General features: G+C 67.3%; 16 protein-coding genes. 7 read left to right on the top strand and 9 right to left on the bottom strand.

Annotated features, from left to right (window positions below; genetic code table 11):
- Nucleotides 1-28 precede the first annotated feature (28 nt).
- Both G328_RS0104265 and rpsF read right to left on the bottom strand, forming a co-directional pair.
- On the bottom strand, nucleotides 29-586 hold the full coding sequence (locus G328_RS0104265) for a single-stranded DNA-binding protein (protein WP_019618108.1): 558 nt from the start codon (nucleotides 584-586) through the stop codon (nucleotides 29-31).
- Nucleotides 587-641: 55 nt separating this feature from the next.
- Nucleotides 642-989 carry a 30S ribosomal protein S6 gene (rpsF, locus tag G328_RS0104260; RefSeq protein WP_026339646.1) on the bottom strand — a complete coding sequence of 116 codons (348 nt, stop codon included), beginning with the start codon at nucleotides 987-989 and terminating at the stop codon, nucleotides 642-644.
- Between the two features lie 178 nt (nucleotides 990-1,167).
- Between rpsF and G328_RS14140 the strand changes: the two genes are divergently transcribed.
- The gene (locus G328_RS14140) at nucleotides 1,168-1,539 is read left to right on the top strand and encodes a hypothetical protein (RefSeq protein WP_019618106.1); all 372 of its coding nucleotides are present in this window, start codon (nucleotides 1,168-1,170) and stop codon (nucleotides 1,537-1,539) included.
- 9 nt (nucleotides 1,540-1,548) lie between these two features.
- Here G328_RS14140 and G328_RS0104250 read toward each other — a convergent pair whose 3' ends face one another.
- The 4 genes from G328_RS0104250 to G328_RS0104235 all read right to left on the bottom strand — a co-directional run bounded on the left by G328_RS0104250 (nucleotide 1,549) and on the right by G328_RS0104235 (nucleotide 6,217).
- Nucleotides 1,549-2,868: an ABC transporter substrate-binding protein gene (locus G328_RS0104250; protein ID WP_019618105.1), complete on the bottom strand. Its 1,320-nt coding sequence runs from the start codon at nucleotides 2,866-2,868 to the stop codon at nucleotides 1,549-1,551.
- A gap of 148 nt (nucleotides 2,869-3,016) precedes the next feature.
- Nucleotides 3,017-3,886 carry a carbohydrate ABC transporter permease gene (locus tag G328_RS0104245; RefSeq protein WP_019618104.1) on the bottom strand — a complete coding sequence of 290 codons (870 nt, stop codon included), beginning with the start codon at nucleotides 3,884-3,886 and terminating at the stop codon, nucleotides 3,017-3,019.
- A complete protein-coding gene (locus G328_RS0104240) occupies nucleotides 3,876-4,763 on the bottom strand; it encodes a carbohydrate ABC transporter permease (RefSeq protein ID WP_051082845.1) in 888 nt (295 codons plus the stop codon). The genes G328_RS0104245 and G328_RS0104240 overlap by 11 nt, the downstream gene beginning before the upstream one ends.
- Nucleotides 4,763-6,217 carry a CCA tRNA nucleotidyltransferase gene (locus G328_RS0104235; protein WP_019618102.1) on the bottom strand — a complete coding sequence of 485 codons (1,455 nt, stop codon included), beginning with the start codon at nucleotides 6,215-6,217 and terminating at the stop codon, nucleotides 4,763-4,765. Before G328_RS0104235 ends, G328_RS0104240 begins: the two co-directional genes overlap by 1 nt.
- A 68-nt stretch (nucleotides 6,218-6,285) precedes the next feature.
- Here G328_RS0104235 and G328_RS0104230 point away from each other — a divergent pair, with 68 nt between their 5' ends.
- From G328_RS0104230 to G328_RS0104205, 6 genes are all read left to right on the top strand, one after another.
- Nucleotides 6,286-8,496 (top strand): DUF6049 family protein, encoded by a 2,211-nt coding sequence (locus G328_RS0104230; RefSeq protein WP_019618101.1) that lies wholly within the window; start codon nucleotides 6,286-6,288, stop codon nucleotides 8,494-8,496.
- Between the two features lie 16 nt (nucleotides 8,497-8,512).
- Entirely contained in the window at nucleotides 8,513-10,414 is a 1,902-nt protein-coding gene (murJ, locus tag G328_RS14135) for a murein biosynthesis integral membrane protein MurJ (RefSeq protein ID WP_019618100.1), read from the top strand.
- A 125-nt stretch (nucleotides 10,415-10,539) separates the two neighbouring features.
- A complete protein-coding gene (trxB, locus tag G328_RS0104220; protein WP_019618099.1) occupies nucleotides 10,540-11,520 on the top strand; it encodes a thioredoxin-disulfide reductase in 981 nt (326 codons plus the stop codon).
- A gap of 35 nt (nucleotides 11,521-11,555) precedes the next feature.
- Nucleotides 11,556-11,873: a thioredoxin gene (gene trxA / locus G328_RS0104215; RefSeq protein ID WP_019618098.1), complete on the top strand. Its 318-nt coding sequence runs from the start codon at nucleotides 11,556-11,558 to the stop codon at nucleotides 11,871-11,873.
- An 82-nt stretch (nucleotides 11,874-11,955) separates the two neighbouring features.
- Complete coding sequence (locus tag G328_RS0104210) at nucleotides 11,956-13,278, top strand: aminotransferase-like domain-containing protein (protein ID WP_019618097.1); 1,323 nt, start codon at nucleotides 11,956-11,958, stop codon at nucleotides 13,276-13,278.
- 31 nt (nucleotides 13,279-13,309) lie between these two features.
- Nucleotides 13,310-14,302: a D-alanine--D-alanine ligase family protein gene (locus tag G328_RS0104205; RefSeq protein WP_019618096.1), complete on the top strand. Its 993-nt coding sequence runs from the start codon at nucleotides 13,310-13,312 to the stop codon at nucleotides 14,300-14,302.
- A 28-nt stretch (nucleotides 14,303-14,330) separates the two neighbouring features.
- Here the strand turns inward: G328_RS0104205 and G328_RS0104200 are convergent, their stop codons facing one another.
- The 3 genes from G328_RS0104200 to rsmG all read right to left on the bottom strand — a co-directional run bounded on the left by G328_RS0104200 (nucleotide 14,331) and on the right by rsmG (nucleotide 17,267).
- Nucleotides 14,331-15,599 carry a ParB/RepB/Spo0J family partition protein gene (locus G328_RS0104200; protein ID WP_019618095.1) on the bottom strand — a complete coding sequence of 423 codons (1,269 nt, stop codon included), beginning with the start codon at nucleotides 15,597-15,599 and terminating at the stop codon, nucleotides 14,331-14,333.
- A complete protein-coding gene (locus G328_RS0104195; protein WP_019618094.1) occupies nucleotides 15,599-16,489 on the bottom strand; it encodes a ParA family protein in 891 nt (296 codons plus the stop codon). The genes G328_RS0104200 and G328_RS0104195 overlap by 1 nt, the downstream gene beginning before the upstream one ends.
- A 115-nt stretch (nucleotides 16,490-16,604) precedes the next feature.
- Nucleotides 16,605-17,267, bottom strand: coding sequence for a 16S rRNA (guanine(527)-N(7))-methyltransferase RsmG (gene rsmG, locus G328_RS0104190; RefSeq protein ID WP_051082831.1), 663 nt, complete (start codon nucleotides 17,265-17,267; stop codon nucleotides 16,605-16,607).
- Between the last annotated feature and the right edge of the window lie 3,145 nt (nucleotides 17,268-20,412).

Genomic DNA, 20,412 nt, shown 5'->3' with positions numbered 1-20,412 from the left:
AACGTGTTGTGCGGTGAGAGCTGCCGGCCTAGAACGGCGGCTCTTCGTCGTACCCACCACCGGCGCCGGGGGTCGCCCATCCGCCCGAGCTGTAGTCGTTCGACTGCGGCTGCTGGCGGGGTGCGCTGTTGCCCCAGGGCTCCTCGGCTTGCGGCCGCGATGCCTGCTGCACGGGGCGCTGCTGCTGGCCGCCACCGAAGTTGCCGCCCTGGCCCGAGCCGCCCGACGTGCGGGTGACCTGTGCCGTTGCGTAGCGCAGCGACGGGCCGATCTCGTCAATCTCGAGCTCGACGGTGGTGCGCTTCTCGCCCTCGCGGGTCTCGTACGAGCGCTGCTTGAGCTTGCCCTGCGCGATGACGCGCTGGCCCTTCGTGAGGCTCGACGCGACGTGCTCGGCGTAGTCGCGCCACACGGATGCGCGCAGGAACAGCGCCTCGCCGTCACGCCACTCGTTCGACTGACGGTCGAACGTGCGCGGCGTCGAGGCAATGGTGAAGTTCGCTACGGCCACACCCTGCGGGGTGTACCGGAGTTCGGGGTCGGCGGTGAGGTTGCCCACCACGGTGATGATCGTGTCGCCTGCCATTTCGCTCCCTGCGTTTCGCTACGTGTGTGCGGTGTTGGGTTTCGACGTGTGTGACTTACTTGGCGTCAGCGGTGGCGTCGTCTTCCGACTTCGCCGAGCTGAGCCGGAACGATGCCTCGTCGGCGCGCAGGATCTTGGTGCGCAGCACGGCCTCCGAGAGGCGCAGCTGGCGGTCGAGTTCCTGAGCCGTGGCCGAGGTCGCGGTGAAGTTCACGACGGCGTAGATGCCTTCCGACTTCTTCTCGATCTCGTATGCGAGCTTGCGCTTGCCCCAGATGTCGGTGTTCTCGATGGTTCCGCCGTCCTTGGTAATAACGGCGAGGAACTTGTCGAGGCTGGGGGCGACGGTGCGCTCGTCAATCTCGGGCGTGATAATCACCATGAGTTCATACTGATGCACGATTAACCCACCTCCTTTGGTCTCGAACGGCTGCAGACGGTCTGCAGCAGGAGGGTTCTGCATCGCGCCGGTTTCCCGGCGCAGTGTCACGTGACCAGTGGATTCGGCCACGCAACCTTCATATCGTACTGGCAGACTGCTCCCCAGCGCCAGTGCGAGTTCCGACGAGAGAGGCCGCTCAATGACCACCCCGCAGCAACCGCCGTATCAGCAGCCCTACGGCCAGCAGCCCTATGCCCAACCGTTCGGCGCCCCGCAGCCGGCCGGCGGCGAGTTCAACGTGATGGGGCTCATCGCCGTCATCTGCGCCGTGATCGCGTTCGGCCTGAGCTGGATTCCGCTCATCGGCTGGCTCGGCATCGTGCCCGCGATGGTCGCGATCGGCCTCGGTATCGCCGGGTGCATTGTCGAGCGATACCGGGGCCGTCGCGGGCTCGCGATCGCCGGGATCATCGCCGGCGGCGTCGCGTTCTTCACGGCGATCGTGCTGCCGATCTTCACGAGCGCCTGGTTCATCTTTGGCCAGATCAGCCAGATGAACGACATCGGCTAGGCGAGCGAGCTACGAGACCGAGTCGGCGGCCTCCTGTGCCGCGGCGAGGCCCTCGGCGACCGGCGTCGCGCCCGTAAACACCTCGTTGAGGATGGGCGTGAAGGCCTCGGCCTGCGCGTTGAAGTTCGCGCCGGTCACGGGCGCGCCGGGCTCGGCACCTTCGAGCACCGAGAAGAACGGCGCGGTGTCGACGCCCTGGCCCTGCCAGTACTCGTCGTACGCGGCGCGCGCGTCGGTCACGGCCGGGATCGCCGCGCCCTCGGCGCCGATGTAGCTCGCGCCCTCGGTCGAGCCGAGCCACTCGAGCAGCGCCTGCTGCTGTTCGGGGTGCTCGGAGTTCGCGTTGCCCGCGACGATGACGCCGGGCGCGGTGGTCACCTTACCCTCGGGGCCCGCCGCGATCTCGGTCGCCGACCACTCGAAGGTCGCGCCCGACTGCACGTTCGCGAGGTTGTAGGTGCCCGACTCGAACACGGCGAGCTTGCCCTGCAAAAACTGGTCGCGGGTGTAGTCGCCGTTGCCGTTCGTCGCCTCGGCGGGCGGGGCCACGTGGTACTCGTTGATGAGCGCGACGAGGTATTCGTAGGCCTCGACGGTCTTCTCGTTCGTGAAGGTGAGGTTGCCGTCGGCGTCCTGGTACGTGCCGCCGTTCGAGTAGATGAAGTTGAGCTGAATGTTCTGCAGCTCGAGCGCCGCGTTGAAGCCGTACGTCGCGACGTTGTCGGGGTCGAAGTCGGCCGAGGCGGCGTTGTTGCCGTTGTTGTCGACCGTGAGCTTCTGCAGGAGCGGCAGCAGCGTGTCGTCGGCCTCGTTCGGGCTCCAGGTCGCCGCCGAGAGCTCCTCGGCGGTCACGCCCGCCTCGTCGAGCAGCTCCTCGTTGACGTAGAACGCCGAGCCGCCGTCGGTGAGCTGCGGGACGCCCCACAGGCCTTCATCGGTGCTGTACTGCTCGACGACCGACTCGTCCCACGCCGCGAGCGCATCCTCGCCGAGCGTCTCGGTGATGTTCACGAGGTTGCCGTTAGTGATGTAGTCGCCGACGCTGGCGCCATTGATCCAGAACAGGTCATCGCCGGCGCCGCTCCCGACCTCGTTGCGCAGCGTCGTGAAGTAGTTGTCCCACGGCACGACGTTGAGCTCGACCTTGATGCCCGGGTTCGCGGCCTCGAACGCCTCGATCGAGGGCTCGTAGGCGGTCGCGACGTTTTCGTCCCACAGGCGCAGCGACAGCGTGACGTCGCCGCCCTCATCTCCGGCCGAGCTGCAGCCCGCGAGGGCCGCCGCGGTGAGCACTGCCGCAGTGCCCGCGAGTATCCGACGAATGGTCATGATCTTCGTTCTCCCAGAATCGACGAACGCCGATGCATTACGGCGCATGTTTCTGTCGATTGTTGCAGGTGCGAGCGTTTTGCCCCGCGATACGTGCGTTCTCACGTACCCCGTGACCGCGTGTGACGCGAGTCGCCCCGGGGTGCGCCTAGCGGAACCCCGAAATCCGAATCGAGCGCACGATCTGCTTCTGGAAGATGACGAACAGCACGATGAGCGGGAGCATCGCGAGCACCGACGCCGCCATGACGAGCGTCGTGTTGTTCGAGTACTGCTCCTGTAGCGAGGCCGTCGCGGTCGTGAGTACGTGGATGCGGTTCTGGCCGATCATGAGCGGCCACATGAAGTTGTTCCAGTGCGACACCACGGTGATGAGCAGCAGCGTCACGATCGTCGAGCGCGACAGCGGCACGACGAGCCCGAAGAGGATGCCCCACGTGCCCGAGCCGTCGATGCGCATCGCGTCGACGAGCTCCTGCGGGATCTGCCGGAACTGCTCGCGCAGCAGGAACACCGCGTACGGCGAGCCGAACAGGAAGGGCAGCACGAGCCCCCAGAACTCCCCGCCGAAGCCCGCCTCGCTCATCATGAAGTAGAGCGGAATCACGGTGACCACCTGCGGCACCATGAGCGTCGACAGGAACACCCAGAACAGCAGGTTGCGGCCCGGGAATCGCAGCCGTGCGAACGCGAACGCGGCCATGATCGAGAACAGCAGCTGCCCCACCGTCACGAGCGCGACGACGCCGACGGTCACGGCCGCCGCCTCGCCGAAGCTCACGCGGCGCTCGCCGAGGGCGACGAAGTTCTCGATCGTGGGCGGCAGGGGCAGGCTCACGCCCTGCGACGAGAACTGCCGCGGCTCCTGAAATGCGGTGAGCACGGCGAGCACGAACGGCGCGAGCGTGAGGAGAGCGGCGCCGATGAGCACGACGTACGTTGCGGCGCTCCCGAGCCACCGCATCCCGCGGTTGCCGCCGACGAGGCGCGGCTCAATCTTCGGCGCGTCAGCGGTCATAGTTCGCCCTTCGCGAGAAGTACGCGTTCTGCACGAGCGTCACGACGACGAGCAGGGCGAAGAGGATGAGCGCGAGCACCGACGCCTGGCCGATGTTCGAGAGGGGCACCGCCTGCTGGTAGATGCGCGCCGCGATGAGGTCGGTCGAGCCGCTCGGGCCGCCCGCCGGTGACAGCGTGTAGACGAGGTCGAAGGTCTGGAACGCCGCGATGACGCCCGTCACGAGCACGAAGAACGTGGTCGGCGTGAGCAGCGGCAGCTTGATGCGCCAGAAGATGCGGCCCTCGGTCGCGCCGTCGATGCGCGCCGCCTCGACGATCTCGTTCGGGATGTTCGTGAGGCCCGACATGAAGAACAGCGAGACGTACCCGATCTGGGTCCAAGCCTGCACGAACGCGACGGTCGGCAGCGCGAGTCGCTCGTCGCTGAGGAGGCCGAGGTGGGTGCCAGCGAGCGTGTCGGCGACGCCGCCGTACTCGAGCAGCCAGCGCCAGACGATGCCGAGCACGACCGGCGCGCTCACCCAGGGCAGCACGAGCACGGTGCGCAGCACGGCCGAACCCGGGAGGTTGCGCACGAGCAGCACGGCGAGCAGCAGCCCCGCGGCGATTTGCACGGGCACGACGAGCGCGACGAAGAGCGCCGTAACGCCGAAGCTGTGCCACATCGTGCCGCTTTGCAGCGCCCACTCCCAGTTGCGCAGGCCCACGAACTCGACGGGCGAGAGCACATCCCACTGCGCGAACGAGAGCACGACGAGCATGATGATCGGCACGACGAGGAACGCGAGCACGCCGAGCAGTGCGGGCGCGAGCAGCCCGTACGCCGTGAGCGCCTCGCGCACCGCGACCCCGCGGGTCCGCCCGGCCGTCGACATCAGGCGCCGCCCGGCGTATCCCGCTGCGCCCACCAGGCGCGCAGCCGTCGCTCGGCCTCCTCGGCGCCGAGGGCGCCCTCGTCGAGGCGCAGCTCGAGCAGGAAGTTGCGGGCCTCGCCGACGGCGCGCGACGGCTTCAAATCGAGAATGCGCATGATGTCGTCGCCGTCGAGGTCGGGGCGAATCGCGTCGAGCGCCTCCTGCTCGCGCAGCTCGTCGAGGCGCTGCTGCATGTTGTCGATGCCGAACTGCAGGCGTTCCGACTTGCGCTTGTTGCGCGTCGTGATGTCGGCGCGAATGAGCAGCAGCAGTTGTTCGAGCAGCGGCCCGGCGTCGCGCGCGAAGCGGCGCACGGCGGAGTCGGTCCAGCCCGCGTCGCCGTAGTTGTAGAGGCGCATGTGGAGCTCGACGAGGCGCGCGACCTGCTTCACGGTGTCGTTGTCGAACCGCAGCGCCGTGAGGCGCTTCTTCGCGAGCTTCGCGCCGACCCAGTCGTGCCCGTGGAACGTCACCTTGCCGTTCGCGCCGAACTCGCGGGTGCGCGGCTTGCCGATGTCGTGCAGCAGGGCGCCGAAGCGCAGCACGAGGTCGGGCGAGGGGCGCTGCGGGTCGTCGGCGTGCGCCGCGCGTTCGAGCGCGATCGCGTTCTCGAGCACCTTGATCGAGTGGTCGAAGACGTCCTTGTGCTGGTGGGCGTCGTCGCGCTCGAGCTGCAGCGCGGGCAGCTCGGGCAGCACGAGCTCGGCGAGCCCGGTCTCGACGAGCAGCTCGATGCCGGCACGGGGCGAGTCGGTCGCGAGCAGCTTCACGAGCTCGTCGCGCACGCGCTCGGCCGAGATGTCGCGGATGCGCTCGCGCATTTCGCGCACGGCCTCGAGGGCCGGGAGGTCGAGGTAGAACCCGAGCTGCGACGTGAAGCGCACCGCACGAAGCATGCGCAGGGGGTCGTCGCCGAACGACACCTCGGGCTCAATCGGGGTGCGCAGGACGCCCTCAATGAGGTCGTCGAGGCCGCCCGTCGGGTCGACGAGGCGCAGCTCGGGAAGCGCGAGTGCGAGGGCGTTGACCGTGAAGTCGCGGCGCAGGAGGTCGCCCTCGAGCGAGTCGCCGAAGGCGACGACGGGCTTGCGAGACGTGCCGTCGTACGTGTCGGCGCGGTAGGTCGTGATCTCGACCTGCTCGCCGTCGATGCGCGCGCCGATCGTGCCGAACTCGCGGCCGATGTCCCAGTACGCCTCGCTGATGGGTCGCACGATCTCGAGGATGCGCTCGGGCCGCGCGTTCGTCGCGAAATCGAGGTCGTGCACGGGCACGCCGAGGAAGGCGTCGCGCACGGGGCCGCCGACGAGCGCGAGCTCGCAGCCGGCGTCGGCGAAGGCCGCCGCGAGGCGCGCGACGGGGCACGATTCGGCGAGTTCGGAGAGCCGGGCAAGGGCGGTCTGGACGTGCTGCACCGGCCCAGTTTACGAGGCGGCGGCACGCCTCGGCCCCCGATTCGCGGGTGCGCTCGTAAACTATCGCCATGTTCGTAGCCGCCCGGAACGTCTCGAACCGGTCGTTCGCGCGGCTCGGCTCGGGTGTGCTGGCGACGATCGCGCTCGCCGCCGGGCCCACGCTTATCCCCGCCGCGAGCGCCGACGCCTCGACGTTTGCCGAGCCGGTCGACGGCGCGGTGACGGCCGAGATCACGACCGATCCGCTCAGCGTCGACGCCGCCGCGACCGACATCGCAGCCGACGGCACGCTCGAAGTGTCGGGCACCGTCGTCATCACGAACGGCACCGACGACGCGCTCGGGGCCGGCGACGTGCAGGTCGCGGTTGACGACGAGATCCTCACGACGGCGAGCGCCCACGACGCCTGGCTCGCCGCGACCTACGCCCCCGACGCGCCGGGTGACGACGTCGTCGTCGCCGAGGTCTCGACGGGCGAGATCGCCGCTGGCGAATCCGCCGAGGTGCGCTTCGCGACCGAGCTCGAGGTCGACACGACCGAGGCCCTGCAGTCACAGCTGCACGGCATCGCGGCGCAGTACCGGGTCGACGACGAGGTGGCCGAGGGCCGCGCGACCGTGCTGCTACCGGGCGAGACGGCATCCGCGCCCGTCGCGCTCACGACGATCGTGCCCGTCACGGCGCCCCTCGGCGACAACCCGCTGCTCACCGCCACCGAACTCGACGCGCTCACGGCCGACGACGGCGAACTCACGCAGCTGCTCGACGCGGTCGAGGGCACGGATGCGACGCTCGCGATCGACCCCCGCGTACTCGTCTCGATTCGGGCGCTCGGCGTCGACGCCCCGCAGAACGCGACCGACTGGCTCGAGCGCCTCGAGTCGCTCGAGAACCCGAGCTTCCCCCTCGAGTTCGCCGACGCGAACGCCGCACTGCTCGAGCTCGGGGGCGAGGATGCGCCCCTCACGATCGACAGCTTCGACTTCGAGACACGCAAGCACGACTTCCCGGAACCCCCGGAGCCCGAGCCCGACGAGTCGCCGACGCCCTCCGCATCCGGCACCGCGACACCCGAGGCCACCGACCCCGCGAGCGACGAGCCCGTCGACCCGACGAGCGTAGAGGCGCTCACCGCCTTCGACTACACCCGCGGCGACCTCGTCTGGCCGCTCGCGACGACCGAGGCCGACGTCGCCGGGCTCGCGAGCAACGCGACCGTGGTGCTCGACTCGGCGCAGGTCGACGACGCGACCGACTGGAGCGCCGCAAGCGGCACGCAGCAGCGCCTCGGCGACGGCGAGGCGCTCGTCGTCTCGAACCGGCTGAGCACGCTCGCCGCCGACGCCCTCGAGGCCACGAGCGACGCCGAACGCAACGCCGCGATCGGCAAGCTCACCGCCGAACTCGCGCTGCTCATGGGCGACGAGGCCGCGACCGTGACGATCACCCTGCCGCGCTCGGCGCCCGACGCCTCGGCATACGCCGACCTCGTCGCAACCCTCGAGGGGGCGGGCGTCGCCGAGGTGACCGCCCCGCCGGCCGAGGCCACCAACCCCGCCGACCTCGGCGAGGTCGCCGCCGCGACCGGCGGCTTCTCAGACTCGACGCTGCAGCGGTTCGACCAGCTGCTGCAGCAGGAGGAATCGGGCCTCACCCTCGTCGACCTCTACGACAACCCCGACGACGTGCGCGAGCAGCTGCGCGTCAACCTCTTCAAGGCGATCAGCAACCAGGTGATCGAGGCCGGAACCTTCCAGGAATCGGTCTCGGCCTACAGCTCGTTCGCGACCGGCGCCCTGAACGGCATCACGGTCGAGCCCGGCAGCGAGGTGCAGCTCATCGGCCACGAGTCGTCGGTGCCCGTGTTCATCGAGAACACGACCAACCGCACCGTCACGGTGCGGGTCGAGGCCCGCGCGACGACCGGGCACCTGCGCGTGAACTCGTCGACCACGGTCACCGTCGAGCCGAACTCTGCCGCGCGCGCCCAGATCCCCGTCGAGGCGATCGCGAACGGCACGAGCGGGCTCAGCATCACCCTGTGGGCGGGCGACGCGGTGCAGCTCCCGAGCACCGGCAGCTTCGTCGTGAACGTGCACGCCGACATGGAAAACATCGCCATCGTGCTCGGCTTCGTGCTCGTGGCCGCCCTCATCGGCTTCGGCACGTGGCGCATGCTCCGCCGCCGCCGCCACCGGGAATCGGGTACCGTTCCAGAGCCCGCAACCCCAGACTCCGCGGCGCCAAAACCCGTAACCCCAGACTCCCCGACAACGTAGGCGGTACCACGACAGCATGGCAGCATCGCTCGGCCGCACCAGCCTGATTCTCGCCTCGGGCACGCTCGTTTCGCGCGTGCTCGGGTTCGTCAAGGCGATCGTGCTCGCGGGCACGATCGGCCTCGTCGGGTCAGCCTCGGCCGACGCGTTCGCGAACGCGAACTCGCTGCCCTCGAACGTCTACGCGCTCATCTCGGGCGGCCTGCTCAACGCCGTGCTCGTGCCGCAGATCATTCGCGCGACGAAACGCGAAGACGGCGGGCGCGTCTACGTCAACCGGCTGCTCACCCTCGCGATCTCGGCGCTCGCCGGCCTCACGATCATCCTCACCATTGGCGCGCCCGTGCTCGCCTGGATCTACGGCATCACGCTCACGCCCGAGCAGCTCGGGCTCGTCATCGCGTTCGCGTACTGGTGCATACCGCAGGTCTTCTTCTACGGCCTCTACGCCGTGCTCTCCGAGATCCTCAACGCCCGCTCGATCTTCGCGCCCTTCGCCTGGGCGCCCGCGCTGAACAACATCATCGCGATCGGCGTGCTCGCGCTGTTCGGCGTCGTGTTCGGCGCCGACGCGACCGGCTCGCGAGTGATCGAAGACTGGACGCCCGGCATGATCGCCCTGCTCGGCGGCGGCACGACCCTCGGCGTCGTCGTGCAGGCCGTCGTGCTGTTCTTCTTCCTCAAGCGCGCCGGCTTCGCGTACCGCCCCGACTTCCACTTCCGCGGCACCGGCCTCGGCCGCATCGGCAAGCTCGCCGGCTGGTCGTTCGGTGTGCTCATCATCGTGCAGCTCACGGGCTGGATCGAGACCCTCGGCGCGAACGTCGCGTTCGGAACCGCGGCGTCGCTCGCCGCGCTGCAAAACGCGTGGATGATCTTCATGCTGCCGCACTCGATCATCACGGTCTCGCTCACGACGACAATGTTCACGTCGCTGAGCAAGAAGGCCGCCGCGCACGACACCGACTCGGTCGTCGAAGACTTCTCTCGCGGCGCCCGCTCGATCTCGCTGTTCATGGTGTTCTGTGCGGCCTCGCTCATCATCATTTCCCCCGCCTTCGCGCGCATCTTCGACGCGAACGAGGCGGGCCTCGAGGCGCTCGCCCTCGTGCTGTCGGCCGCGCTCATCGGCCTGCTCGCGTACTCGCTGCTCTACTACGTGCAACGCGTGTTCTACGCGTTCGAAGACACGAAGAGCGTGTTCCTCCTCTACGCGTACACGTCGCCCGTGCAGCTCGCGCTCATCGGCCTCGTCGCCTGGCTCGTGCCGATCGAACACATCGTCGTCTCGCTCGTGCTCGTGCAGTCGTTCATCACGTGCTGCCGGTTCGTGCTGCAGTCGTTCGTGCTGCGCCGCCGCCTCGGCTCGATCGAGGGGCGTTCGATCGCCATCTCGACCGCGAAGTTCTTCGTGCTCATGGTGCCCGCAGCCATCGTCGGCATCGCCCTCATGTGGGCCATGGGCGGATACACGACGGGTGGCTACGCCCGCGGCGGCATCTTCCACGCGCTCGTCACCTGCGCCGTCGCCGGATTCTCGATGGCCGCCGTCTACTTCGGCGGCGCGCTGCTCTGGCGCCTCCCCGAGCTCGAGACGTTCGCCGGCCCGCTCATCCGCCGCATCGACGGCACCCGCGGCCGCCACTCCGCCGAACTCCACCGCCACGCCCGCCGCGCCGCCGGCGCCGAGAAGTTCGCCGAAGAGCACGGCACGCTGCTCGAAGAGGTGCAGGCCGACCCGAGCGCCGCCGTCGCCTCAACTTCGCAGGCATCGCCCGAGGCCGAACTCGTGCAGTCGGCCCTGCGCAACACCACCCGCTCGCTCCCCTCGCGCCGCGAACTGCGCGAATACGAGGCACGGATGCGCCGCGAAGAGTACGAGCGCCGGGTCGAGCGCGACGACGAGCCGCTCATCTAGCGGCCAGCCACTCGCCCACGCGCAGCCACAGCGCGCACAATGGAATATCTGCGTGCCCAACGCGTTCAGCTGAATAGGCGCCCAGCCAGAGAATTTTCCGAGCCCTTCCACCACCAAGGAGCCACATGAGCACGCGAAACGTCGCGATTATCGGCAGCGGACCCGCCGGCTACACGGCCGCGATCTACGTCGCCCGAGCCGGCCTCAAGCCCGTCATGTTCACCTCGGCCGTCGAGGTCGGTGGCGAACTCATGAACACCACCGACGTCGAGAACTTCCCCGGCTTCCCCGACGGCGTGCTCGGCCCCGACCTCATGACGAAGCTCCAGCAGCAGGCCGAACGCTTCGGCACCGAACTCGTCTACGACGACGTCACCGAGCTCGACCTCGACGGCGACGTGAAGCACATCACCACCGCCTACTCGGGCGAGTTCGACGCCCTCGCCGTGATCATCTCGACCGGCTCCGCCTACCGCCGCCTCGGCCTCGAAAGCGAAGACCGCCTCGCCGGCCGCGGCATCTCGTGGTGTGCCACCTGCGACGGCGCGTTCTTCAAGGAACAGCACATCGCCGTCGTCGGCGGCGGCGACTCGGCGATGGAAGAGGCGACGTTCCTCACGCGCTTCGCCGACCGCGTCACGATCATCCACCGCTCCGACAACTTCCGCGCATCCAACATCATGCTCGAGCGCGCCCGCGCGAACGAGAAGATCGACTGGCTGCCGTTCAAGGCCGTCGAGGAGTTCATCGGCGAGCAGACCGTCTCGGGCCTGCGTCTGCGCGACACCCAGACCGGTGAGGAGTCGCAGCTCGACGTCACCGGCGTGTTCGTCGCAATCGGCAACGACCCCCGCACCGACCTCGTGCGCGGCAAGCTCGAGCTCACCGACAAGGGCGTCATCGCCGTCGACGGCCGCAGCTCGCGCACCTCGGTCGCCGGCGTGTTCGCCGCCGGCGACGTCATCGACGACCACTACCGGCAGGCAATCACCGCCGCCGGCAGCGGCTGCACCGCCGCGCTCGACGCCGAGGCCTACATCGCGGGCCTGCCCGCCGAGCTCCTCGCCCGCGTCGACGCCGCCGAGCCCGCCGACGCGGCCAACTAGGCCGCGCATCCACCCGAATCGCTGAAGGAGAACCCATGGCCACCAACGGCACCAGCGCCAACTTCCAGACCGAGGTGCTCGACTCCGAGCAGACCGTCATCGTCGACTTCTGGGCCGCGTGGTGCGGCCCCTGCCGCCAGGTCGCGCCCGTGCTCGACCAGCTCGTCGAGGAACACCCGAACGTCAAGCTCGTGAAGGTCGACGTCGACACCGAACAAGACCTCGCGATGCAGTACCGCGTCGCCTCGATCCCCGCGATCAAGGTCTTCAAGGGCGGCGAGGTCAAGGCCGAGGTCGTCGGCGCACGCCCCAAGGGCGTGCTCGAGAAGGACTTCGCGGGCCTGCTCGACTAGCCAGTTTGCGGGTGTGCCGCGCCCGGGCCAACGTGAGGCCCGGGCGTACACTGGCCTTTCGACCTAGCGCAGAAGGATCGACGTGGCAGCGAAGAATCACCCCCCGGCAACCGGCGGCCGAAATCTCGACCCCTGGTACGCGAACTACGCCCGGCGCACCGCCGGCCTCACCGTGAGCGAGGTGCGCGCACTCTTCGCCGTCGCCTCCCGCCCCGAGGTTGTCTCGCTCGCCGGCGGCTCGCCGTTCGTCTCCGCCCTGCCCGAAGACCTCATTCGCGCAGCCTTTGAGCGGATGCTCGCAGAACACGGCGCCGACGCGCTCCAGTACGGCGGCGGCCAGGGCATCGTGCAGCTGCGCGAGCGCATCCTCGACCTCATCGCCATCGAGGGCATCACCGGCGTCAGCGCCGATGACGTCGTCACCACCACCGGCTCGCAGCACGCGATCGACCTCATCACGAAGCTCTTCATCGACCCGGGCGATGTCATTCTCGTCGAGTCGCCCACCTATGTCGGGGCGCTCGGCACCTTCAAGTCGTACGAGGCCGACGTCCGCCACGTCGAGATGGACGACGACGGCCTCGACATCGCCGCCCTCGAGGCCGCGATTCACGCCGCCCGCGCCGAGGGACGCAAGGTGAAGTTCCTCTACACCGTGCCGAACTACAACAACCCCACCGGCGTCACCATGCCGATGTCGCGCCGCCGCGAGGTGCTCGACCTCTGCGTGCGCGAGGGAGTGCTCATCGTCGAAGACAACCCGTACGGGCTGCTCTACTTCGACGAGCCGGCGCCCGACGCCATCCGTTCGCTCGATGCCGACAACGTGCTCTACCTCGGCTCGTTCTCGAAGATCCTCTCGCCCGGCGTGCGCGTCGGCTACGTCATCGCGCCCCACGGCATTCGCGAGAAGCTCATCCTCGCCGTCGAGTCGTCGATTCTCTCGCCCTCGACCTTCAACCAGTGGCTCGTCACCGAGTACCTCGAGACGACCGACTGGCGGGCACAGATCGACACGTTCCGCGGCATCTACCGCGACCGCCGCGACGCGATGCTGCGCGCCCTCGAGGAATACCTGCCGCAGCTGAGCTGGACCACCCCGCAGGGCGGCTTCTTCACCTGGGTGCAGCTGCCACCGGGCCTCGACTCGAAGCAGATGCTGCCGCGCGCCACGACCGAACTCGTCGCGTACACGCCCGGCACCGGCTTCTACGCCGACGGCCGCGGCCGCGACAAGATCCGCCTCTCGTTCTCGCTGCCCGAGCCCGAACGCATCCGCCTCGGCGTGCGCCGACTCGCGAACGTCATCAACAACGAACTCGAGCTGCTCGAGACGTTCGGTGACGTCACCGGCACCCGCGAAATCGACCACCGTTTCTCGTCGGCCCCGCCCGACCTGCAGTAGCCATTCGCTCGAACCGGCAAGGAGCATCCGGATGACCATTCAGGGACAACACGTCGTGATTCTCTCGGGCGGAATCTCGCACGAACGCGACGTTTCGCTGCGCTCGGGCCGACGGGTGGCGGATGCGCTCACCCGCGCCGGCGCGAACGTCACGGTGCGCGAGCCCGACCAGCAGCTGCTGCCGTGGCTGCTCGAGCACCGCGAAGACATAGACGTCGTCTGGCCCCTGCTGCACGGCGCCTCGGGTGAGAACGGCGCGCTCTACTCGCTGCTGCGCGCCGTGGGGCTGCCCTACGTCGGCGCCCGCCCGACCGCCGCGAAGCTCGCCTGGAACAAGGCGACCGCGAAGGCTATCGCGAAGCGCGCCGGGCTCACGACGCCGCAGTCGATCGTGCTGCCGAACGAGACGTTCCGTGAGCTCGGGGCGACGAGCGTCATTCAGGCGATCGCGCTTGGGGTGGACTTCCCGGCCGTCGTGAAGCCCACCGAGGGCGGCTCGGCCCAGGGCGTGTCGTTCGTGAACGACATCTCGGAGTTCGGGCGCGCGCTCGTCACCGCATTCACCTACGGCGACTCGGTGCTCATCGAGAAGCGCGTCATCGGCACCGAGGTGACCGTCGGCGTGCTCGACCACGGCGACGGCCCCTTCACGGTGCCCGCCGTCGAGGTGGAGCCTCGCGGTGGCGTCTATGACTACGCGGCGCGCTACAACGCGGGCGAGACGACGTTCTACGCGCCCGCCCGCCTCGCCGAAGACGTCGCCGAGCGGGTCGCCGAGCAGGCGCTGCTCGCGTACGAGGCGATCGGCCTCGCCGACCTCGCGCGCATCGACTTCATCGTTGACGAGGACGGCACGCCCTGGTTCCTCGAGGCCGACCCGATTCCCGGCATGACCGAGACCTCGCTCGTGCCGTTGGCGCTCGAGGCCGCCGGGCTCGAGGTGCCCGAGGTATACGCGAAGCTCGCGACGCACGCCGCGAACCGCGGGGCGCGCACGAGCGTCGAGACGGTCGCCGAGGCGTAGGCCTACTCGCGCTTTTACTCCGCCGGCGCTACTCGGCCTCGTCCTCGCCGAGGTCCTCGAGGATGCGCGTCAGGTCGGCCATCGACGCGAAGTCGATTGTGATCGTGCCCTTCGTCTTGCGCAGCACCACCTTGACGCGCGTGTTGAGGCGGTCGCCGAGGCGTTCCCCGACCTCTTCGAGGTGCGCCGCGAGCGAGTCGGAGCCGGCCGGCGCATCCTTGCGGGTCGGGCGCTCGGCGCGGCCGGCACGGGTCGCGAGGGTCGCGGCCGCGGTCTCCGACTCGCGCACCGAGAGGCCCTCGTTCACGATCTTGTCGGCGAGCTGCGTCATGGCGGCGGGCTCCCCCACCGAGAGCACCGCGCGGGCGTGGCCGGCGCTCAGCACTCCTGCCGCGACGCGGCGCTGCACGTCGACCGGCAGGTTGAGCAGGCGCAGCGTGTTTGAGATGCGCGGGCGCGAGCGGCCGATGCGCTCGGCGAGCTCGTCTTGCGTGCAGCCGAAGTCGTCGAGCAGCTGGCGGTAGGCCGAGGCCTCCTCGAGCGGGTTGAGCTCGGCGCGGTGAAGGTTCTCGAGCAGCGCGTCGCGCAGCATGTCTTCGTCTTCGGTCTCGCGCACGATCGCGGGGATCTCGTCGCGCCGGGCCGCCTTCGTCGCGCGCAGGCGGCGCTCGCCCATGATGAGCTCGAAGTCGCCGTCCACCGCGCGCGGGTCGCCGGCGGGCAGCGGACGCACCACGATCGGCTGGAGCACGCCGAATTCGCGCACCGAGATGATGAGCTCGTCGAGCGCGTCCTGGTCGAATTCGTGCCGCGGCTGCCGAGCGTTCGGCACGATACGCGAGGGGTCGAGCGTGCGGAGCGTCGCGCCCGGCACGGGCAGCAGCTCGGGTTCGGCGGTGTCCTCGGTGGCTTCCTCGGTCGCCACATCGATGTTGGTCGATGCATCGCTCACTGCATCGTCCGCAGTCGATGCAGCAGGTTCCACATCGTTCGACTTCGATGTGCTGCGCGACTTCGAGGTCGTGCGAGTGCTCTTCGCCGCAGTTGGCTTCGTCTGCTTCTTTGCGGGGGCTGCGGGCTCGTCGGCTTGGGTCTCGGGAGTCTGGGTTTCGATAGTCTCAACCTCGACTGCCTCGACTTCAGCCGGTGCCTCTGCAGTCGCGACGCCGGCTGCCTGCCGACCGGAGGGCGCCGAGCCGTTGAAGAAGACGTCGATGTCTCGATCTTCGGTGGTCGTGCCCGAGGGGATCAGTGCGCTGAGGCCGCGGCCCAGGCCACTGCGCTTCTTCTGTGCCATTAGCGTTTCGCTCCTTGATTTGCGAGCTCGTTGGCCGCCTCGCGGTAGGCCACCGCGCCGCTGCCCTCGGGGTCGTAGGTGATGATGGTTTGGCTGTAGCTCGGGGCCTCAGAGATGCGCACCGACCGTGGGATGACGGTCGTGAGGGTCTGCTGTGGGAAGTGCTCGCGAACCTCGTCGGCGACCTCGCGCGAGAGGTTGGTGCGACGGTCGAACATCGTCATGAGGATCGCGCTGACCGTGAGGTGCGGGTTGAGGTACTCGCGCAGGCGGTTAATCGAGTTAAGCAGCTGGCTGAGGCCCTCGAGGGCGTAATACTCACCCTGAATCGGGATGAGCACCTCTTTCGCCGCAGCGAAGGCGTTCATGGTGAGCAGGCCGAGCGAGGGTGGGCAGTCGATGAAGACGTAGTCGTAGCGGTCGCCGGCTCGTTCGCGCTCCTCGAGGTATTCGGTGAGGGATGCGCGCAGTCGCGTCTCGCGGTTCGGTACGTCGACGAGCTCGATCTCAGCGCCGGCGAGGTTGAGCGTCGCGGGGCAGCATGACAGGCCCTTAATGTCGGGCGAGTCCTGCACGACGTCGGCGAGGGGGACGCCGTCGATGAGCACCTCGTACGTGCCCGTTGCGTCACCATATCGATCAATATTTAGCGCTGTCGATGCGTTGCCCTGCGGATCGATGTCGATCACGAGCACGCGCAGGCCGGCCTGCGCGAGGGCCGCCGCGATGTTCACCGTAGTCGTCGTCTTCCCAACGCCACCCTTCTGGTTCGAGACCGTGAAGACTCGGGTCGATTCGGGCTTTGGCGTGGAGACCGTCTTGAGTGCGCGCTTCTTCGCGTTCAGTGCGGCAATCTGCCGCGCGATCGGTGAGTCGAACGCATCGCTCATAGAGGTGTGGTCCCTTCGCCATTGCTTCAACCGAACGGAGCGGTCTCGGACGATCTATTGTCGCCCACGGTCCCGACATGAGCAGGGAGGCCCGTCGGAGTTGTGGATAACTCGCCTACGCGACGGTTGCCCGCACGACGCGGGTCGATTCGGTGTCGAGGTCGAGGCCGACCTCTTCGACGCGGATGTCGGTGAGTTGGAACTTGCGGATCACCTTTGCCGCCTTCTGGATCTCCGCCTCAGCCGAGCGTCCCTTGAGCAGCACGAGCTCGCCCTCGTAGCGAACGAGGGGGGCAGTGATCGGGATGAGCTTGCTCAGCGCGGCGACGGCGCGAGCGGTGACCTGGTCGAACGTGTGCGTATCGGCGAGGTCTTCGGCGCGGGCGCGCAGAGGCGTGACGTTCTCGAGCCCGAGGGCGGCGACCTGTTCGGTGAGCCAGGTGTGTCGTCGCTCCATCGGCTCGATGAGTGTGAACTGCACGTCGGGGCGGGCGATTGCGAGCGGGATGCCCGGAAGGCCGGCACCAGAGCCGACGTCGCCTACGTTGCCGTTCAGCAGCGGGGCGATGAGCGCCGAGTTCACGACATGGCGCGTCCAGAGGCGGGGATACTCGAGGGGGCCGAGCAGGCCGAGGGTCTCGCCGTCGGTCGCGAGGGCGTTTGCGTACGCCTGCGCGAGCGGTAGCCGGTCACCAAAGATCTGTTCGGCGACCGCTGGGCGCGGTTCCACCTCGACGGTTTCCTCGCCAAGATCGACGCTCGTCACTGGATCCGGCATTGCCGTGGGTCCACTCATCCTCGAAGTCCTTTCCTTCTTTGCAATTGTTTCACGTGAAACGTGGGGTCGGGGTGCCGTTGAGAGCGCGGTGAGGTCGTGTCGAGGAGCGGAGGGAGCTGCGGACCGCTGCTTTCGGCTTTCATATGATTAAAGTCCTGGTCAACATCGTTTTTCGTACGCGGTTGCGTTCACTCAAGCTAGCGTCGCGAGTGCGTGCGCTCGTCAATTCATCTGATGCACTAACCAGGGTTGGTTGCCGTCGCCGATCGGCACATTCACGCCGTTTCACGTGAAACGGTGCTCGTATGGGATGCCACAATCTCGCCTCCGCGTCGCCATTGCGCTCCGGAGGATGACCGCTTGCTCGACCCGCCCCATCGCCAACGATCAATCTGCCCGCAGGTGGATCGCTGCCGTCGACTTCACGCTCCATGGAGCTGAGCAGGGAGGAGCCACCGTCGAAGTAGTCGGTTCCGGTCGGCCGCGCATAGCGGCATCTGACGTCGTTTCACCTGAAACGGCCCCGGCGCTCGGAGACCAGTACTTGGCGCCCCGTCGAACTTCCGTGGGGAACGTGGGAAGTGGGGTTCGCCAGTCCGGACGGATCGGAGTGCGGCGCGAAATCAACGACCAATGCAATGCCGGTCATTGCATACGGATAAGCACTCGCGTACTCCACCGCGCGTGCACATGCTTGCAGTGCCTACCTGCGGCGCTTGCATGACTCCTAACCAGGCAGCGTTTCACGTGAAACGCTGTGACTGCCAACCAGAGAGCGGGGAGCCCGAAATGCCATCCCGAGAAACAACATCACTTGCCAACAGTGAAGGTCATGGCCACCGCAGTAGCTGACGCAGTGACGTACTGCGCCTCCCTACCCGTTAAGCCGCGTTTCACATGAAACACGTGCAGCGTCATTCCCCACTGCACGGTACTCGCGGCGCCGGGCTGACGAGGACGGTCACCTCTCTCGCTCATGAGGGACTCAGAAAGCGTGACCGACTCACGTGGCAAGACGTCACGCCCGCAGATGACAAAGGCCCGTTTCACGTGAAACGCCACCGTGTCAATCAGATTGCCCGGGGAGGGCGACTCCCGACACGCGCAGCCCCGCCTCACTCTGACCTGGCACTCATTGAACCGCCCCTGGATCGCACAGCTGCGAGATGTCTGCAGATCCTGGTTGCCTCGGTTTCACGTGAATCGTGACCGCCTCGCTCAACTGAACCAGGGGCGCACGGACGCCAACGAACGCAAGCCGTCGCGTCACGCCGACGCGCCACTCGCTCAACTCTCGCTTGGGAGAGTGCCGCAAGTTGTCTAGCGCCACTGCTTGCCCCTGTTTCACGTGAAACGTGACCACCTCGCCGAACCGAACCAGGGGCGCGCGGATGTCAACCACCGCAAACCGTCAGGTCACGTTGACGTGGTACGCGCCCAACTCTCGCTTGGACGCAGTGCCGCAGAATCTCTATGGCCACTGCTTGCCTCGGTTTCACGTGAAACACATCCACCTCGCCCAACCGAACCAGGGGCGCACGGATGCCATCGAACGGAAGCCGTCACGTCACACTGGTGTGCTCCTCGCCCAACTCTCGCTTGGGCGCAGTGCCGCAAGTTGTCCGACATCCCTGGTTGACTCGATTTCACGTGAAACACATCCACCACGTTCAACCGAACCAGGGGCGCACGGAGGTGCAGCGTACACAGACCGTCACGTCACGCTGGCGTGCTCCTCTCCCTGCTCTCGTGTGGACACAGTGCCGCAAGATGTCTGTCGCCACTGCTTGCCTCAGTTTCACGTGAAACACATCCAAGTCACCCAACTGAACCAGACGCACGTAGGTCCCGGCATGCGCAGACAAGCTGCCCACGCTCACCTGACCCTCGCGCACCTCTCGATGGGGCACCGCGCAATAGATAGTCGGCCGAACGTGATTCGCTCGGTTTCACGTGGAACACATCCATCTCGCCAAACTTGAGGATGTGGCTGTGAAGGGCATTCTCCTCACACGAGCAGCGAACGATCGTGGGGACAACGGAAGGCTGCTCACTGACGTAGAGCATGTCTGACGGTAGGTGAACTACTTGTGGCCCGGTTCCACGTGAAACACCGCCGCGGATCGCGAGCGAGGTCGAGACTCTCGGAATCAGGTTCGCGCACCGACCCACCCGACCCACCTCCCAAGGGTGAGGGGCTCATCCGACTGGAGCCAATGAGCCAAGAACCATGCGTTTGCGTAGCTTCAGTGGCTTCGTTTCACGTGAAACGGGACGGCCACAACGAGTGCCTCACGAGCTTGTATAAAGGCATCTCCTGAAGCTCAATGGCCGGCAGCAGTGGGGCCCACAGTCAAATTGCGTCTAGGTGACGAGAACGACACTTCTACCGGTCGCCGGCGGCTGCGTTTCACGTGAAACACGAGATCCCCAACCGTGTTTCGCAGGGACCTGGAGGCATCCTGCCTATGAGAGTAATTCCCTGCCGCAATCACGCCAGGACGTTCATAATCACAGGCTGGTGAGAGCGAGAAGTCTCTGCAGACCTCGTCTCGACTCGTTCCACGTGTAACCAACCCGCTTGAGGCTGGAGAACACCCGGCTCTCACAATCCAGGCAGCAGACTCCGCGACTCACAACCATCGCGACTAGAAGTCGAGCACTACGCTCCTACGGAATCCCGTTGGCCGCGTTTCACGTGAAACGAAAAGCACGCAACAAGTCCGCCATGGAGTTGCCGGCACACCGCCGAACAGCAATACCCAACATCAAAGAGACTCACACGATCATTGCGATGAGTCGGTGAGGAGGAGACGTCTCTACTGGCCACCGCTCGTCTCGTTCCACGTGAAACCAATCCGGATCAAAGAGAAGAACGCACCACTCCGACGATGCTCGCCCCGTGACTGACATCCATTACGAGTAGATGGAGAGAACACCATCTCTGCCGAATTCCGTGTGCCGCGTTTCACGTGAAACCCGGTGTACGCAAAACCCTCTCCACGGAGCTACCGTCCTAAACACACGAACAGCGGTTCCCGATAGCAGTGGAGCTCACCAGTTCGTGCGAACCGATTAATGACAGCGACACGTCTCTGCAAAGCTCCTCTCGACTCGTTTCACGCGAAACCGGCCCAATGAAGCG

This window comes from [Zimmermannella] faecalis ATCC 13722 (assembly GCF_000381765.1).
GTDB lineage: Bacteria > Actinomycetota > Actinomycetes > Actinomycetales > Microbacteriaceae > Gulosibacter > Gulosibacter faecalis.
Note: the sequence above shows the minus strand (reverse complement) of the source record. Positions and strands in the feature narration are given on the sequence as shown.

Coding starts and splice junctions, on each gene's coding strand:
- G328_RS14140 (WP_019618106.1), top strand. CDS start 1,168: ATGACCACCCCGCAGCAACCGCCGTATCAGCAGCCCTACGGCCAGCAG.
- G328_RS0104245 (WP_019618104.1), bottom strand. CDS start 3,886: ATGACCGCTGACGCGCCGAAGATTGAGCCGCGCCTCGTCGGCGGCAAC.
- G328_RS0104250 (WP_019618105.1), bottom strand. CDS start 2,868: ATGACCATTCGTCGGATACTCGCGGGCACTGCGGCAGTGCTCACCGCG.
- trxA (WP_019618098.1), top strand. CDS start 11,556: ATGGCCACCAACGGCACCAGCGCCAACTTCCAGACCGAGGTGCTCGAC.
- G328_RS0104195 (WP_019618094.1), bottom strand. CDS start 16,489: ATGAGCGATGCGTTCGACTCACCGATCGCGCGGCAGATTGCCGCACTG.
- G328_RS0104230 (WP_019618101.1), top strand. CDS start 6,286: ATGTTCGTAGCCGCCCGGAACGTCTCGAACCGGTCGTTCGCGCGGCTC.
- G328_RS0104205 (WP_019618096.1), top strand. CDS start 13,310: ATGACCATTCAGGGACAACACGTCGTGATTCTCTCGGGCGGAATCTCG.
- G328_RS0104240 (WP_051082845.1), bottom strand. CDS start 4,763: ATGTCGACGGCCGGGCGGACCCGCGGGGTCGCGGTGCGCGAGGCGCTC.
- trxB (WP_019618099.1), top strand. CDS start 10,540: ATGAGCACGCGAAACGTCGCGATTATCGGCAGCGGACCCGCCGGCTAC.
- rsmG (WP_051082831.1), bottom strand. CDS start 17,267: ATGCCGGATCCAGTGACGAGCGTCGATCTTGGCGAGGAAACCGTCGAG.
- murJ (WP_019618100.1), top strand. CDS start 8,513: ATGGCAGCATCGCTCGGCCGCACCAGCCTGATTCTCGCCTCGGGCACG.
- G328_RS0104200 (WP_019618095.1), bottom strand. CDS start 15,599: ATGGCACAGAAGAAGCGCAGTGGCCTGGGCCGCGGCCTCAGCGCACTG.
- G328_RS0104265 (WP_019618108.1), bottom strand. CDS start 586: ATGGCAGGCGACACGATCATCACCGTGGTGGGCAACCTCACCGCCGAC.